The organism is Paenibacillus sp. USHLN196 (genome assembly GCF_037144955.1).
Lineage (GTDB): Bacteria > Bacillota > Bacilli > Paenibacillales > Paenibacillaceae > Paenibacillus > Paenibacillus xylanexedens_C.
This window is the reverse complement of sequence record NZ_JBBCYH010000010.1, coordinates 96,307-111,498: the sequence shown is the minus strand read 5'-3', so window position 1 is coordinate 111,498 and position 15,192 is coordinate 96,307. Positions and strand designations below refer to the sequence as shown.

General features: G+C 45.3%; 11 protein-coding genes. 4 read left to right on the top strand and 7 right to left on the bottom strand.

Features of this window, described 5'->3' with window-relative positions; all coding sequences use genetic code 11:
- Positions 1-119: 119 nt before the first annotated feature.
- The 4 genes from WFI24_RS22760 to WFI24_RS22745 form a co-directional block, all read right to left on the bottom strand.
- Positions 120-2,858, bottom strand: coding sequence for an S-layer homology domain-containing protein (locus WFI24_RS22760; RefSeq protein ID WP_336764444.1), 2,739 nt, complete (start codon positions 2,856-2,858; stop codon positions 120-122).
- A gap of 74 nt (positions 2,859-2,932) precedes the next feature.
- Entirely contained in the window at positions 2,933-3,610 is a 678-nt protein-coding gene (locus tag WFI24_RS22755; RefSeq protein WP_336764443.1) for a GerMN domain-containing protein, read from the bottom strand.
- 35 nt (positions 3,611-3,645) lie between these two features.
- On the bottom strand, positions 3,646-5,055 hold the full coding sequence (locus WFI24_RS22750) for an N-acetylmuramoyl-L-alanine amidase family protein (protein ID WP_336764442.1): 1,410 nt from the start codon (positions 5,053-5,055) through the stop codon (positions 3,646-3,648).
- A gap of 258 nt (positions 5,056-5,313) precedes the next feature.
- A complete protein-coding gene (locus tag WFI24_RS22745) occupies positions 5,314-6,720 on the bottom strand; it encodes an N-acetylmuramoyl-L-alanine amidase family protein (RefSeq protein ID WP_336764441.1) in 1,407 nt (468 codons plus the stop codon).
- A 276-nt stretch (positions 6,721-6,996) separates the two neighbouring features.
- Between WFI24_RS22745 and WFI24_RS22740 the strand changes: the two genes are divergently transcribed.
- The 4 genes from WFI24_RS22740 (at position 6,997) to WFI24_RS22725 (ending at position 11,144) form a co-directional block, all read left to right on the top strand.
- Positions 6,997-7,671: a response regulator transcription factor gene (locus WFI24_RS22740; protein WP_336764440.1), complete on the top strand. Its 675-nt coding sequence runs from the start codon at positions 6,997-6,999 to the stop codon at positions 7,669-7,671.
- A complete protein-coding gene (locus WFI24_RS22735; RefSeq protein ID WP_336764438.1) occupies positions 7,668-8,753 on the top strand; it encodes a HAMP domain-containing sensor histidine kinase in 1,086 nt (361 codons plus the stop codon). Before WFI24_RS22740 ends, WFI24_RS22735 begins: the two co-directional genes overlap by 4 nt.
- Positions 8,754-8,804: 51 nt before the next feature.
- Entirely contained in the window at positions 8,805-10,277 is a 1,473-nt protein-coding gene (locus WFI24_RS22730; RefSeq protein WP_336764437.1) for a serine hydrolase domain-containing protein, read from the top strand.
- 297 nt (positions 10,278-10,574) lie between these two features.
- The gene (locus WFI24_RS22725) at positions 10,575-11,144 is read left to right on the top strand and encodes a hypothetical protein (RefSeq protein WP_336764436.1); all 570 of its coding nucleotides are present in this window, start codon (positions 10,575-10,577) and stop codon (positions 11,142-11,144) included.
- Between the two features lie 113 nt (positions 11,145-11,257).
- Here WFI24_RS22725 and leuD read toward each other — a convergent pair whose 3' ends face one another.
- From leuD to WFI24_RS22710, 3 genes are all read right to left on the bottom strand, one after another.
- Positions 11,258-11,860: a 3-isopropylmalate dehydratase small subunit gene (gene leuD / locus WFI24_RS22720; RefSeq protein ID WP_336764435.1), complete on the bottom strand. Its 603-nt coding sequence runs from the start codon at positions 11,858-11,860 to the stop codon at positions 11,258-11,260.
- A gap of 31 nt (positions 11,861-11,891) precedes the next feature.
- A complete protein-coding gene (gene leuC / locus WFI24_RS22715) occupies positions 11,892-13,313 on the bottom strand; it encodes a 3-isopropylmalate dehydratase large subunit (protein WP_336764553.1) in 1,422 nt (473 codons plus the stop codon).
- 377 nt (positions 13,314-13,690) lie between these two features.
- Complete coding sequence (locus WFI24_RS22710) at positions 13,691-15,148, bottom strand: glycoside hydrolase family 1 protein (RefSeq protein WP_336764434.1); 1,458 nt, start codon at positions 15,146-15,148, stop codon at positions 13,691-13,693.
- Positions 15,149-15,192 lie beyond the last annotated feature (44 nt).

Genomic DNA, 15,192 nt, shown 5'->3' with positions numbered 1-15,192 from the left:
CTTCGAAGCTTCATCCAAGTGCTTTGCGGGGACCCCAAAAAGCTTGCAAAAAAAACGTCTTGATGCGGGAAAGATCCCGTATCAAGACGGTCATTCTTTTGATCCTCGAAAAGAAACGATTACTGTTTTTGAATCTCCAGAATAACATTGTTCAGGAGATACAATACAATATTATCATTATCTCTGAGAGATTGCACGCTTAAAGTATTGTCACCCTGGTGAACAAATACACTTGATCCGAGTGCAAAACGATAGTTTGTGTCTGTTGTCGTTTCCCGTTTAACCAGAATCTGGTTGCCAACGCCATCATAAGACCAGAATTGTTTGCTCATGACAGTCAGCACTCTGAAACGTGTAGAATTATCCGTATCTTTTGTCATTTCGACACGATCTCCGACCGTAAGACTCGTCAGTGAAGTTAAGGTTGAGCCGGATTTTACGACTTTAACCGAACCGCTAACAGGCACAATTTCAGTCTGACCGTTAAACTGCTTGAGTGTTACGGATGAAGCATCCACCGCTGTAACTTCAGCCAACGTGCGCTTGACGACTTGAACCGCTTTTGGCGTAGCTCCTTCAAACGTTACATTAATCAGGTTGCCTGCTGTCAGTTGTGAAGGCGTGATCGTCTGACCACTCTCTCCTGTCAATACCGCTTGATCCACGTAGAACTGACTTGTCAACAAATCGGATTTCACTCGAATACGACCATTCGTTTCCAAGGCAACGACTTCGAATTGAGCCACAGTGTTCAGTGCAACCTTCTGCACCACATCCTGATTCGCTCCAAGCGTTACGGTAACTTTGTCACCAATCTTCAAATCTCCCAGACTTGCGCCCGATTTGTTATAGATCTCAACCGTAGGTGCGGTAGTATAAGGCACTGTAATCGTCTGATTACCAGACAACAAACTTATTTTTTTGCCCGATGTGTCAATGTTGCTGATCGTACCTTCGTACTTGTAAATCACTTTAACGGACAACGCACGTGTTCCGACATATGTCAGATCCAATTTGCGACCATCATTTAAGAGCGACTCCAGACCAGCGAGTGTAGGTTTGGTCGTATTGTAGTCCAGTTTGGTTTTTTCGTCCAATGTAAATACAAACGGTTTTTTGTTGTTGTCCAGTACGGTAAGTACCTTTGTTTTGCTGTTGTAAGATACAACCGTTACTCCGTTCATAGGTTCCATTTGACGTCCAATCACCTGAATACGCGTTACCTGATCGTCAGAGTTCAATGACAACTCCACCTGATCTCCGTTCGTTGCATCTGTGATTAGATCATTTAGCGTCGCATCCTGAATACCATTAATAATAACTTCCGGCTTTTCAGTCAGAAGTTTCGCCTCAAGGGAACCCCCTTCACGTTTGAACGTTAACGTGGATTGGTTGCCACCGATCTCAACCAATGTTCCGCGCACCGATTGCTCCACACCTTGAGACAATGCGATTGTTTGCAAAACACTGTCCTTTACGGTGTATTTCACGGCACTTCCAGCTTTGAGATCAGCCACTGACAGGATACGGTTTTGATATGTGACAAGCAGATTGTCATTGTATGCAAACTGCTCTGTAGCACCCGCTGCATTGACAAGTTTGATCGTTTTGCCAGAAGTGGATACTTCAGCAATTACACCGTTGTCACTCTTGTTAACAATGCCGGATTTCACACGAATAGCGACTGTTTTTTTGTCAGCCGAGAACGTCTCACGCTGTATTTCAATGATGCTATCAGCTGTAATATCGGACAGTTTGATTGCATTACCATTCTGATCAATGAATGCAGTTGCCTCATCATAACTGTACGTTTCGTAATTTTCGCCCACAAAGATACCAATCTTGTTACCAGACAATGAACGCGCAAAAGTACCTTCAACGCTTTCCACCTGCGGTGTAGCATCAACGACTTCCACATAAGAAGCCCCACCTGCCGAACCTACAACCATAACTTTCGTATATAGCTTCACATCTGTGGATGAAGCACGGGTTTCACTGTCTTTCGTAAAGTAAGGCGTACTGCTGTTCACTGCGAAGTTAACGGCTTTACCGTCCACAACCAGCGTGATCTGCCCATCTTTCAATCCAGTCACATAACCCGTGGATGTGTTCGGATACGTTGTATCCGTTAACGATTCGCCACGACTGAAGAAGGTAGCGAGTTGAGCACGGGTTACGGAACCAGTTGGATTGAATTTGTTGCCTTCCACACCTTTGGCCAGATCCAGGCTAACAGCCAGATTGACATAACCTTTACCACTTTCGGAGATACTTGCATTATCAGCAAATCCGGTAGCTTGATTGTTTTGTGCCTTGGCTTCAGCATCCTTGTCCAATGAACGGATTAACAATTTCGTAATCCATTCCCGTGAAGCCGGTTTTTGACCCCAGGATGTCTTGGATACATCCACCGTTGATTCTTCCGTCTTGTCAATCAGTCCCAGTTGAAGTGCCAGCGCGACATATGGCTTGAAATAATTTCCCACTTCCATGTTTGTCGGTAATGCCGCAGCCGTGTCGGTATTCAACTGGCCCTCTTGATTCATAAAACGGATTGCCATCGTTACAGCTTCTTGCTGTGTTACCGCGTCTCCTGGACGGAACAGGCCGTTATTACCGAGAAGAATACCTTGATATGCCAGTTTGTACACATGTTTCTCAGCCCAGTATCCGACCTTGATGTCACTGAACAAACCAGTTGGTGCAGCCGTATTCGTTATTGCAGCAGTCTGACCCTGCCCCGTTTCTGTTGATTCTGCTGCCATGGCAGCTCCGCCGGCGCTAAGGGCCATCATGCCTGCAAGCACGGCTGATACTACTTTTTTAGAGTGTGATGGATGGTTATATTTAAAAGTCACCTATGATTCCCCTCTCTCATGTAAAAAACGACCTATATTCCGTAGATTCACGGAACGACAGCATGTTGTACAACCTATTCGGGTCTTGTCATTGGATGTTCAAGATCCACATGGCCCATCAGACTCTCGGACTGTTGACCGTCTACCAGTAAGTCAAGTGATTTAACTTCATCAAACTGGAAGAATGTTTGTTTCAGAGCATCCAGTGCATAGGATTCTCCACCTGCACCCAGACGTGCCGTATCTGGCATATGAATATCCAGCGTAAGGGCTCCATCTTTGAACTGCACAGATTTCAATTCAATTTCTTTCGCCCACAGTGGAACTAGTTTATTGTCTTTGCTCTGTTGCAATGATTCAAAGGCAGCTTTATACTTGGCATCCTCCGATGCATATGAAATCTCTGCCGAAGCTTTGTGCAACTCCAGTTCTTCTTCATCCGTATAGAATACAGTGATCGTTTTCTTTTCATTGCCTTCGGAAGTTGCTGGCGTCTCCGTGGACGTTCCGCTAGGCGGAGTAGTCGTCTCCTCTGAGCTGCCTTCTGTGGGTTCTGTAGGTGTTGTGTTCTCTTCAGGTTCAGCAGTTACCGGTTCGGTGATTGTTTCGCCTTCAACCTCGGTCACATTGGTTTCGGTTTCGGTTCCTGCGCCTTGCGTCTGATTCGGAGCAGCTGTTGGCTTGCTTCCACATCCAGCAGCAACTGCCATAACCGTTACCAGCAAGGCTGCAATCCATATTTTCTTGTTCATTCTAACTCCGCCTCCTCAACATAAGGGCTTGTCCCTTATTTAATTCCCAGATACTCCTTGATTCCTGCAACAATCCCTTTGGCAACGCTGTTCTGGAAACTCTCCGTGAACAGGGCTGCTTCGTCATTCTTGTTGCTAAGGAATCCACCTTCCAGCAGAACTGCTGGCATTGTCGTTTCACGGGTTACATGGAGACTTGCCGTTTTCACTCCACGATCTTTCAGTCCGGAAGACTGCAAAAGATACTTGTGCATTACAGTAGCAAGTGCTTTGCTGTTGGAGCGTGTATAGAATGTCTCTACACCGTTCGCAGCAGCTGGGCCGCTGTTAGCATGAATGGAGATAAAGATATCCGCTTTTATGTCTTGTGCAATCTTCACACGTTCTTTTAATGCCAAAAATGTATCATCGCTGCGCGTTAACACAACGTCAATTTTGGATTCTTTTTTCAACAAGGCTTCCACTTTCAGAGCCATTGCCAGATTGAAGTCTTTTTCGCGTTTACCAGTTACACCGATTGCCCCAGGATCATGATCTCCGTGACCTGCATCAATAACGACAACTTTTTTGCCATTATTACCAACTGGAGGAGCAGGTGTACCACTTTGATTGTCGAGGTTAATCATGATCAGTCCGGAATCATTTTGCACACTGTACCCTTTTGAACTGGACAGATCGATCACAAAACGAATTGTAGATGGGCTGTTGCTGTATAACGAGTAACGAATCTTAGACACATCCGGGTAGCCGCTAACGACGAGCTGTCCATTCTGGTTGCTGTCTAGAGCCTGTCCTTCACTGAACGAATCAGCAAATGCGGTATTCGGCAAGTCTATAACGATTCGATCTGGTCCTGTCATCGTGAAGACGTTCGGCTTCGTACTTCCGCTTGTTGCAATCATGAAGCGGTTGTCGCTGAAGCTGATGCCGTTCACCAGTACAAGACCTTCTTGATCCGATCCTCCGCCTTCATTGCCAGAGTTCGGAGGTGTGGTTGTCCCGTTTCCGGAACCTGAATTCTGGGTAACTAATGTTACCGTCTTCGTGGTATTGTTCCAACCCACCTTAAGACCCATTTCCTCACCAATAAATCGGAGAGGCACGAGTGTAGTACCATTTTTAACGAGTGGCGGGGCATCCAGGTTTACGTTACTGCCGTTCACCGTTGCCGTCTTCTGTCCAACAATCATCTGCATGGCAGTGTTGTCTTTGCTGATAGTCACAGTTTGTGTTTGCTGCTTCCATTCCACGTTATACCCAAGATTTTCGGACACAACCCGGATCGGAACCATCACCTTGCTGTTGATAATTTCCGCCCTCGTATCCGATGGCTGTACGATTTCTTTTCCGTCTAGGATAATCTTCGTGTCTGTTGCTGCATGACTATAGCCCGGGAAAACGAGCCCAAAGACAAATAACAGTACCAAAAAACCGAACTTCTTCATCCTTCACCCCTACCATTCTCATATTTTTTTGCCGCATGTTGTCATTTTCCAACTCCGACTGACCGCTTGGGCATTACCAGACACCTATTAGACGCCCCTCGCTCTCAAAAGTTGCGAATATATTCCAACATAACAGAAAAAAAACGTTGTCAGATCAAGCTTTTTTTACATTTTAATGTCTTCTTTTTTCCTTATTTATCAAGTATACATCTCTAAACAACGTACTACCCTAACCTTCATATTTGCGCACAATTCAATTTACAGTCCCAAAAATTCAACAATTCCGTCCACAATCGCCTGTGCACATTTGTCCTGGTATTCTTCCGTGAGCATAACTGCTTCATCGGTAGGGTTACTTAAAAAACCAAGTTCAAGTAACACAGCAGGCATGGTTGTTTCACGCGTCACATGCAGACTAGCCGTTTTGACACCACGATCCTTGAGTCCTGTTACCGGCAACACATATTTGTGAAGAGTGTCAGCCAAGGTTTTGCTTTCTTTACGACTGTAGAGTGTTTCAATGCCGTTTGGTACGGGTGTAGTGAATTTGTTTCCATGAATGGATACAAAAACATCTGCCTGATTCAATTCAGCAATATCCACACGCTGTTTGAGCGAAAGTTCTGTATCATCCTGGCGTGTAATGACCGTTTGAATATTTTGATATTTTTGAAGGATTGCCTGTACCTTCAGCCCTACAGCCAGATTGAAATCCTTCTCATAAGCTCCTGACAAACTCACTGCACCCGATTGACGACCACCATGTCCCGGATCAATAACCACAATCGTTTTACCATCATTTGTAGGTATTGCCGGTTGGCTTGTCGGTTCTCCACTCGTGGCTGTCAGGTCAACGAGCAATACATTGTTATCTGCAACAGACCATTTGGCTGTAGCCGTCTGATTCAGATCCAGAACGACACGCACGGTAGAAGGCGATTTACTGAACATGGCATACCGTACTTTGGAAACTATTGATGAATCCGTAACGAGAATCTGTCCACTGCCATCCGGGTTAGAGGCTTGTCCCTGAATGAATTCCTGAGAAAATGTCGCTGCAGGCAGATCAATAATAATACGGTCTGGCCCACCAATACTGGAAACTTTCGGGCTAATAGTACCGTTTGTCGCTACAATCAAGCGATCTCCGCTGAAGCTGATCCCTTGCAGTTCTGTCAAACCATCCGGGACAGGTGCCTCGACAGGGTCACTGTCACCTTCCGTTTCAACTACGGGAGGAATACTAAATAGGCTTACTGTCTTGGTTCCATTGTCCCAGCCAACACGCAGTCCCATGCCTTCCCCAACAAAGCGTAACGGAACAAGCGTAGTTCCCTGTTTGATCATTGGGGGCGAATCCAAGTTCACCACGTTTCCATTCACTGTAGCTGCATCTTTGCCAGCCGTCATTTGGATCATGCTGTTTCCTTTTTTAACCTGGACTGACTGAGTTTCCTTCTCCCATTTCACCTTATAACCCAAGTTCTCGGATACAATTCGAATTGGAACCATGACCGTTTTCCCGATATTCTCTGCAGGTGCACCCGTCTGCTGGTTAATGGTTACACCGTCGAGTACAATCGAGGGAGTGGTGTCTGCATGGGCCATGACTGGGAATAAACATAGGAACAGAAGAAAAACGACTGCTGCCGACCATTTTTTCATACCTCATCCACCATTCTTTTTGTCTTTTGAACATCCGACCTGATTCTCTGCAGCGTAACATCAATGACAATATGTAACCTTCCATAATCTACTAATCAGTTTATCAGATATTGTCTGATCATCCGGTTACAACGTTGTCATATTTAGTCGGAAACAGAGTGGCAAAAAGGTTACTTTCTCCATTATTCCAGTTACCGAAATCATATGGAAATTACATTCCTCATCCATTTTTGCTATGCTGAGTTCAAATACTTGAATACAGGAGATTGAGACTTGATGCCTAAAATATTGATCGTGGATGATGAAGCAGATCTTCGAAAGCTACTGACTGATTATTTTGAAATTAACGGTTATTCCGTGATGACGGCCAAGGACAGCCGGGAAGCGCTGCGGAAAGTGGAAAAACAACCCGATCTCGTTTTGTTAGATATCAACATGCCTGAACAAAACGGCCTTCAATTATGTGAAAAAATTCGGGACTACGTCTCTTGCCCGATCTTATTCTTAACGGCTCGAATCGAAGATGCTGATAAAATAGCGGGATTTCGTGCCGGAGGCGATGACTATATCCTGAAACCTTTCAGCATTCGCGAGTTGGGCGCCAGGGTCGAAGCACATATACGCAGGGAACAACGAATTCAAACCAAAACTTCGGTAAGGTTTAACAATGATTTGGTCATTGATTATACGGCCAGGGAGCTCTACTACCTGGATAAGCGAATTTCACTGCCCAAAAAAGAGTTTGATATTGTTGAATTGCTGTCCACGCATCCTGATATGGTGTTTGGAAAGGAACGCATATACGAAAAGATTTGGGGCATGGACGAGCAAGGCGACAGTAACGTGATTGCAGAGCATATACGGCGAATTCGCTACAAATTAAAGGAATACGGCTGTGATAATCAAATCGAGACCGTTTGGGGAGTAGGGTACAAATGGCCAAGTTCATGACTAGGCTCCTGTTTTTAAAGCGATTGTCCTTACTGCACTCTTTTATGCTGTTGTGTGTGGTCACACTCATTGCCGTGCTGGCCATTATAACTATGGAGTTTGCTTGGGCGGAGAACCTGCGGCTACGTTTCGGAGAAACGGATTGGGTGCTGCCCTTCCTCGTCACGGCGGTTCTGCTCACCGTAGCGACTGGAATTGTCACCATGGCCGTTCTGTTTTATAGATGGAAGCTAAAACGTCCGCTGGAGCTATTAAAACGAGCATCCGAGAACATTTCAGCCAACGATCTAGATTTCCGCATTTCCTATGACAGCCAGGATGAGATGGGGGAGCTGATCTCGCTATTTGAAAACATGCGCTCACAATTGGAAAAAAACCTTAAGACACTTTGGCGTTCGGTTGAAGAGCGCAAGCAGATCAATGCTATTTTTGCCCATGATCTGAGAACACCCCTGTCCGTGTTAAAAGGAAACGCCGAGCTTCTCTCCACCTATCTTCCCGAGAAGAAGTTGTCGGAAGAAAAGGTGCTGGACCTGATCCATACCATGAACCTTCACATCTTGCGTCTGGAGAGCTATGCAGAGGCCATGAACTCGATTCAAAGGCTGGAGGATGTACCGTTGAACTTCCAGTCGATGGATACGATATCATTGACGGCCTTGCTGGACGGCAGCGCTGAACAAATCGCCAAACAGTTTGGTATACGTTTCGTCTCTTCCGTGGCATATGATAATGCCTCAATACATGTAGATCCATATCTCGTCATGCAGATTTTCGAGAATATGGTGGCTAATGGGGCGAGATACGCAGCCAGTCAAGTGAACGTCCACTATGACGTTAAGAGCGGCATTATGAAGATTACTGTCTCAGAGGACGGTCCTGGTTTCTCTGACGAAGCCCTGAGTAAGGCTATACTCCCTTTTTACCGAGGCGAAGTGTGGGATGCGAGCGAACATCGCGGGCTGGGCCTTTACGTTTGCAAGGTGTTTTGCGAAAAACATGAAGGGAGTCTCCAGATTGCAAATGGACCTAACGGAGGCGGAAGCGTGACGGCAAGTATTGGGACCCAAGTTGATAAATAGTTGAAAATGATTTGATACCATCTCCTTATCTTGAATTCAAGGAGTGTTATCATGCTAAAACTGAAAAAAGGAATGTATATCACAATTAGCTGTTTGTTGTTATGTACCGTGTGGGCAACCCCCGTATCCGCCAATGAAGCCAGAGACAGGACAGAAGTTCTGCAGGAGATCGACGAATATATGAATCGTAGCATGAAGGCCAATCACATTAAGGCTGCTTCACTGGCGATTGCCAATAACGATGAGGTCTTTTACGCAAAAGGCTACGGGACATTCGCGGATGGCCAGAAGGTTACGGGTAACACCCCTTTTCCCATTGCTTCACTAAGCAAGTCCTTTACTGCATTGGCCGTTCTGCAGCTGGTGGACAAGAGTCGGATCGACTTGGATGCTACTTACGCTTCCTATTTTCCCGAGCTTTCTCCACAGGACGCCCGCGTTCTTGACATCACGGTACGTCATTTACTGAACCAGACCAGCGGTCTCAATGACAAGATAAATCCCGATATGACAAAGACTCCGCAATTCCAATCGCTGGCTGAGGCGAACCAATTATTAAACACGGTTCAACTTGCCCATATCCCCGGAACAGCCTACAGCTATCATAATCCCAATTACGTGCTGCTGGCGAACCTCGTGGAAAGCGTTAGCGGAGAGCGCTTTTCGGATTACCTGAAAGAACATATTTTTGAACCGCTAGGAATGAATCATACCTTCAGTGTCAGCACGACGCAGCAATTCTATGAGAATAATACTATCCCGCTAGGACATTACCTGAGTTTGGGACGCTCTATAGGTCAATCCGAGCCGCTTTGGTTCATTGAGGGCCCCGCCGGCATCGTTTCAACCGCAGAGGACATGTCCCTATGGATGCTTTCCCAATATCACGGCCGCCTCGTTTCCCCTGTGCTGATGAAACAATATCATGCAGCAGGAGATATCAGTCCGTACGGCATGGGCTGGCTTGCAAACCAAGATGCGCCTAGCGGCCGAACGATCTCCCACAGCGGCATTTTCTGGACCTACAAGTCAGAAGAACTCGTTTATTTGAACGAGCAAATGGGCATTGCCGTAATGTTTAATTCTGGTATAAACGCTTATGTGAATTACTCGGCATTTATTGATGGAATAGCGGATATTATGAGGGGGCAGGAACCCCAAACCTCTTTTGTAAACGGTCGGAATATGGAAATAATCATGATTGCGCTGATCATCGCTACGCTTGCATGGGGCATCTACGCCTATTTCCGCATACGTCGGAACAACCAACGCCTAACGATCAGCAAATTGATTCTGATCACGGTCGGAAGACTGATCCCGGTTCTAATTCTCTTGTCTCTGTTCCCCTTGGTTACGTTTATCGGCGGAGGACGTGTGCTGCCTTGGTTCGGCATCTGGACTACCCTGTCATCTCCAATCATATGGCTTATGGTATGGTCACTAGTGAATTGCGTGCATTTGGCTTGCTATATCTATGTCTATTTTCAGAATACAAAAAACGACCGTTTGGATTTACCTCAGTAATCGATTCTTAAGTTCCTTTCATTCAATCCTATCGTAATGGCTATGATCCTATCCTGACCATTCGTTTAACGAAAAGACAGCCGACTATATAGTCGGCTGTTATTGGGGTAGATTCGTTAAAACGTTGCCCGAGAGTAAAATCCCTTTTATACAGCCCTTTCGTCTCAAGGTATATCGTTTTAATGATGTCATATATTGACTCTTTTCTACTTAATAATGTAATTTAAGTATACATAATATGGAATCTGATGAAGCGCCTGAATGAAAGTTAAAATAGTATCACAGGAGGAAAAAAGTATGGTTACACTTTATAAGAAAGAACCCGATGGCAAGTTGCTTTATGCGGAATACTGGATTGAAGAAGGACAAGTTGTAGAGCATATCGGTACTGTAGGTACTCATGGCACGACGAGCAGAGCGGATTTACCGGAGACGTATAACCATGAGGACGAATTCAAAAGTGACTTTCTGAAACGCTTCTCTGATCAGGGCTATGAAGAAGCCTCCCAACAATACAGTTACGTATTGCTCATCCAATATCCCATGAAGAGCATGACAGGAACCAAACGTGATCTGTGGCTTAAGGATAAGGCTAGTGAAGCACTGATCAGTGAGCTGGGCTGGCGAGGGCTGGGGATTGTAGATGGGCACGATATGGGCAAGACGGCTAACCCGATCACGGAGTTCGCTTTGAATATATACTGCTATGTTGTGGATGAAAAACTTGGGATTCAAACCATTAAGCGGGTGCTTAAAGAGACACGACTGGACTACACCCGAATCAAAATTGCCTCCAGAGAACTGAAGAATGACGGAGAGTATATCTTGAAGTATGCTGCCAAGAAGGCTCAGGAATTCTATGTATAGATAACTTACTGAATATAATTTATTTTCTGAAATACAAAAAGCTTCTGTCTCACTGATCGGAACAAGGTTCCTTCCGGGAGGCAGAAGCTTTTTGCTATAGGATACTTTGGAGATTAACCGAACAGTTTCGCCGCGTGGCGTTGTTCATATGCAGCAATCTCATCATCATGTTGAAGGGTGAGACCGATGTCGTCCAATCCTTGCAACAGGAATTGACGACGGTGCTCATCCAGATCAAAATCGATGTGCAGTCCGTATGCATCCGTAATCGTTTTCTTTTCCAGATTCACATTCATCTCATAGCCTTCATGTGTTGCTGTACGCTGGAACAGGTCTTCAACCTGCTCTTCCGACAGCTTGATGGGCAAGATTCCGTTCTTGAAGCAGTTATTATAGAAGATATCCGCAAATGATGGTGCAATGACACAACGGAATCCATAGTCCATAATCGCCCATGGCGCATGCTCACGGGAAGATCCACAGCCAAAGTTGGCACGCGAGATCAGGATGGATGCTCCCTCGTAACGAGGTTTGTTCATTTCGAAGGAAGCATTGTTGTTCCCCTCTTCATCAAAACGCCATTCATAGAACAAAAATTGTCCAAATCCGGTACGTTCAATCCGTTTCAGAAACTGTTTCGGAATGATTGCGTCTGTATCTACATTGACCCGGTCTACCGGTGCAACGATGCCTTGTAATGTTTTGAATTCTTCCATATTAAACGTTCTCCCTTCTGTCTGTTATAGATTAGATCGCTGCTTCTGTTTTGAAATTCCAGTCCCGTACGTCCACAAAGTGACCCTTAACTGCTGCTGCTGCTGCCATTGCCGGAGATACCAGGTGCGTACGTCCTCCGCGTCCTTGGCGTCCTTCAAAGTTACGGTTGGAAGTCGAAGCGCAACGTTGTCCTGGCTTCAATACATCCGGGTTCATCGCCAGACACATACTGCATCCCGCATCACGCCATTCAAATCCGGCTTCCGTAAAGATTTTATCCAAACCTTCTTGTTCAGCCTGAATTTTAACACGCCCTGAGCCTGGTACAACAATTGCTGTAACCTGACTGGATACCGTGTGACCTTTAGCCACTTGTGCTGCTGCACGCAGATCTTCGATCCGTCCATTGGTGCAAGAACCGATAAATACATAATCAATTGGAATCTCGGCGATTGGTGTTCCAGGTTCAAGTCCCATATATTCAAGCGCTTTTTCAGCCGCTTTGCGTTCGTTTTCTGTAGGCAATTCAGCTGGAACAGGAACTTTCGAAGAAATGTCGGTTCCCATGCCTGGGCTTGTTCCCCAAGTTACTTGCGGAATCAATGATTCCACATCGATTTCAACCACATGGTCGAACTCGGCACCTTCATCGGTTACAAGTTGTTTCCAACCCTCTACCGCTTCATCAAACTTCGCATCCGCTGGTACGTATTCACGTCCACGCAGATATTCGAATGTTGTTTCATCCGGCGCGATCAATCCTGCTCTTGCTCCACCTTCGATGGACATGTTGCAGACCGTCATACGCTCTTCCATGCTCAACTCACGGATGGATTCGCCTGTGTACTCAATAACATAACCTGTTGCAAAGTCTGTACCGTATTTGGCGATGACTGCGAGGATCATGTCTTTTGCGGTTACACCCGGGTTACGTTTGCCGACAAAACGAACTTCCATCGTTTTGGCTTTTGCTTGTTGCAAACATTGCGTTGCCATAACGTGCTCAACTTCACTTGTTCCGATTCCGAATGCCAGTGCGCCAAACGCACCGTGTGTGGACGTATGACTGTCACCACATACAATCGTTTTACCCGGGTGAGTCAGCCCCAGTTCAGGTCCCATAACGTGTACAACGCCTTGATCAATCGTGTCCAGATCATACAATTTCACGCCGAAATCACGACAGTTTTGCGAAAGTGTATCAATTTGTTGTTTGGAGATAGGATCTGTGATGTTGAAACGGTCTTTCGTTGGAACGTTGTGGTCCATTGTTGCAAATGTCAGTTCAGGGCGACGAACTTTACGTCCGCTGAGACGAAGACCTTCAAATGCCTGTGGAGAAGTTACTTCGTGCACCAGATGCAGATCGATATACAGAATGCTTGGTTTGCCTTCTTCTTGATGAATTACGTGATTTTCCCAAATTTTCTCAAACATCGTTTTTTTACTCATCATTTTCACCTCATTATAAGTTCGGTCCTTGGAAGAGCCTCTGTTTTCTTTAAAAAGTGAAGCTCTTGAATGACATAAATATATCACCCCGTCCTTCATTGTTCCAAGATATAATATCTATAGATGTAATAGGTTTAACCTATAATGAGAGAAGGACAAATAAACCACTGCTCATAGCAGAGGTTTCAATTGATAACAATTATCATTATCATATAAAGTCTATACTACGTTCCCTCTTCTTCGCTGTCAATGCTTTTTATCTAAAACAGGAAAAAACAGCCCTGAATCCAGAGCTGCTTTCCCACTTCCTCATTAGACTCATTAGAAGATCAATTCCAGTCAACACTGTCTTATGGAGTGCTTGTCCTACTAGCGTATTACAAACCGTTATTCGCAATCACATCTTTGTACCAATAGAAACTCTTCTTGCGTTTTCTCTCCAGTGTTCCATTGCCGTCATTATCCTGATCTACATAAATAAAGCCATATCGTTTCTCCATCTCTGAAGAAGAATAACTAATCAGATCAATCACTCCCCAACTGGTATAACCCAACAGTTCAACACCGTCCAGAATCGCCTCATGCATCTGTTCCATGTGAGAGCGGAAATAATCAATACGATAATCATCCTGAATGCTGCCATCAGCTTCAATCGAATCTACCGCTCCAATCCCGTTCTCAACGATAAACAAAGGCACCTCATAACGGCTATACAGTTCATTCAGTGAGATGCGCAGACCTACCGGGTCAATCTGCCAGCCCCAATCATTCGTTTGGAGATACGGGTTCTTCACCCCTCCAGTTGTATTGCCACTCACCTGCTCCAATCGGTCGCCATCCACACTTGATACCAGGGACATATAATAACTGAATGAGATAAAGTCCACAGTGTGTACTTTGAGAATCTCTTCATCCCCCTCATGCATATCGAGGTTAATCCCTTTTTCGGCAAAAAATCTCTTTGTAAAGTACGGATACGCTCCACGCACCTGTACATCCGTGAACATCAGATTGAATTGATTATCCCGAGAAGCAACGAGTACGTCTTCGGGATTACATGTGTGAGCATACGTCGTCAGTTTGGTAAGCATACATCCGATCTGGGAACCGGGAATGATCTCATGACAGTATTTCACTGCGAGCGCACTCGCTACAAATTGATGGTGCAACCCCTGATATACGGCCTGCTCCACATTTTCGAAACGCTCTGGAACAATACCACCACTCGTAAAAGGATGACGAACAATACTGTCAATTTCATTAAATGTAATCCAATACTTCACTTTATCCTTATAACGGGTGAACACGGTTTTGCAAAAGTGAACAAAATAATCGACGACTTTCCGATCCGTCCATCCACCATAGTAATTCACCAGATACATCGGCATTTCATAATGGGACAACGTAATCAAAGGTTCAATTCCTTGTTTCAGCATGCCATCAATAACACGGTCATAGAACTGCAACCCGGCTTCATTCGGTTCTGTTTCGTTGCCATTCGGGAAAATTCGGGTCCATGCAATGGATAAGCGCAACGTTTTGAGTCCCATCTCCCCAAACAGGGCGAGATCCTCCTCGTAACGGTGATAGAAATCAATGCCTCTGCGTTTCGGATATTCTCTGTCCGAGGTAGACTCCATCGCAGTTTTGATCTGTTCTTCATTGATCGCATTATGTTTTTTATACTCACTCTTGGCTACACCTTTTCGATAGATAGCAATGTCGGCTGTTGACAGACCTTTGCCGTCCACATTCCAGGCTCCTTCCGCCTGATTGGCAGCTATTGCCCCTCCCCATAGAAAATCTTCTGGAAACGTTCTTGTTGTATTGGTCATTGTGTATTCCTCCTTGGATTATCTCTGTGACTCTTTCATTCTTG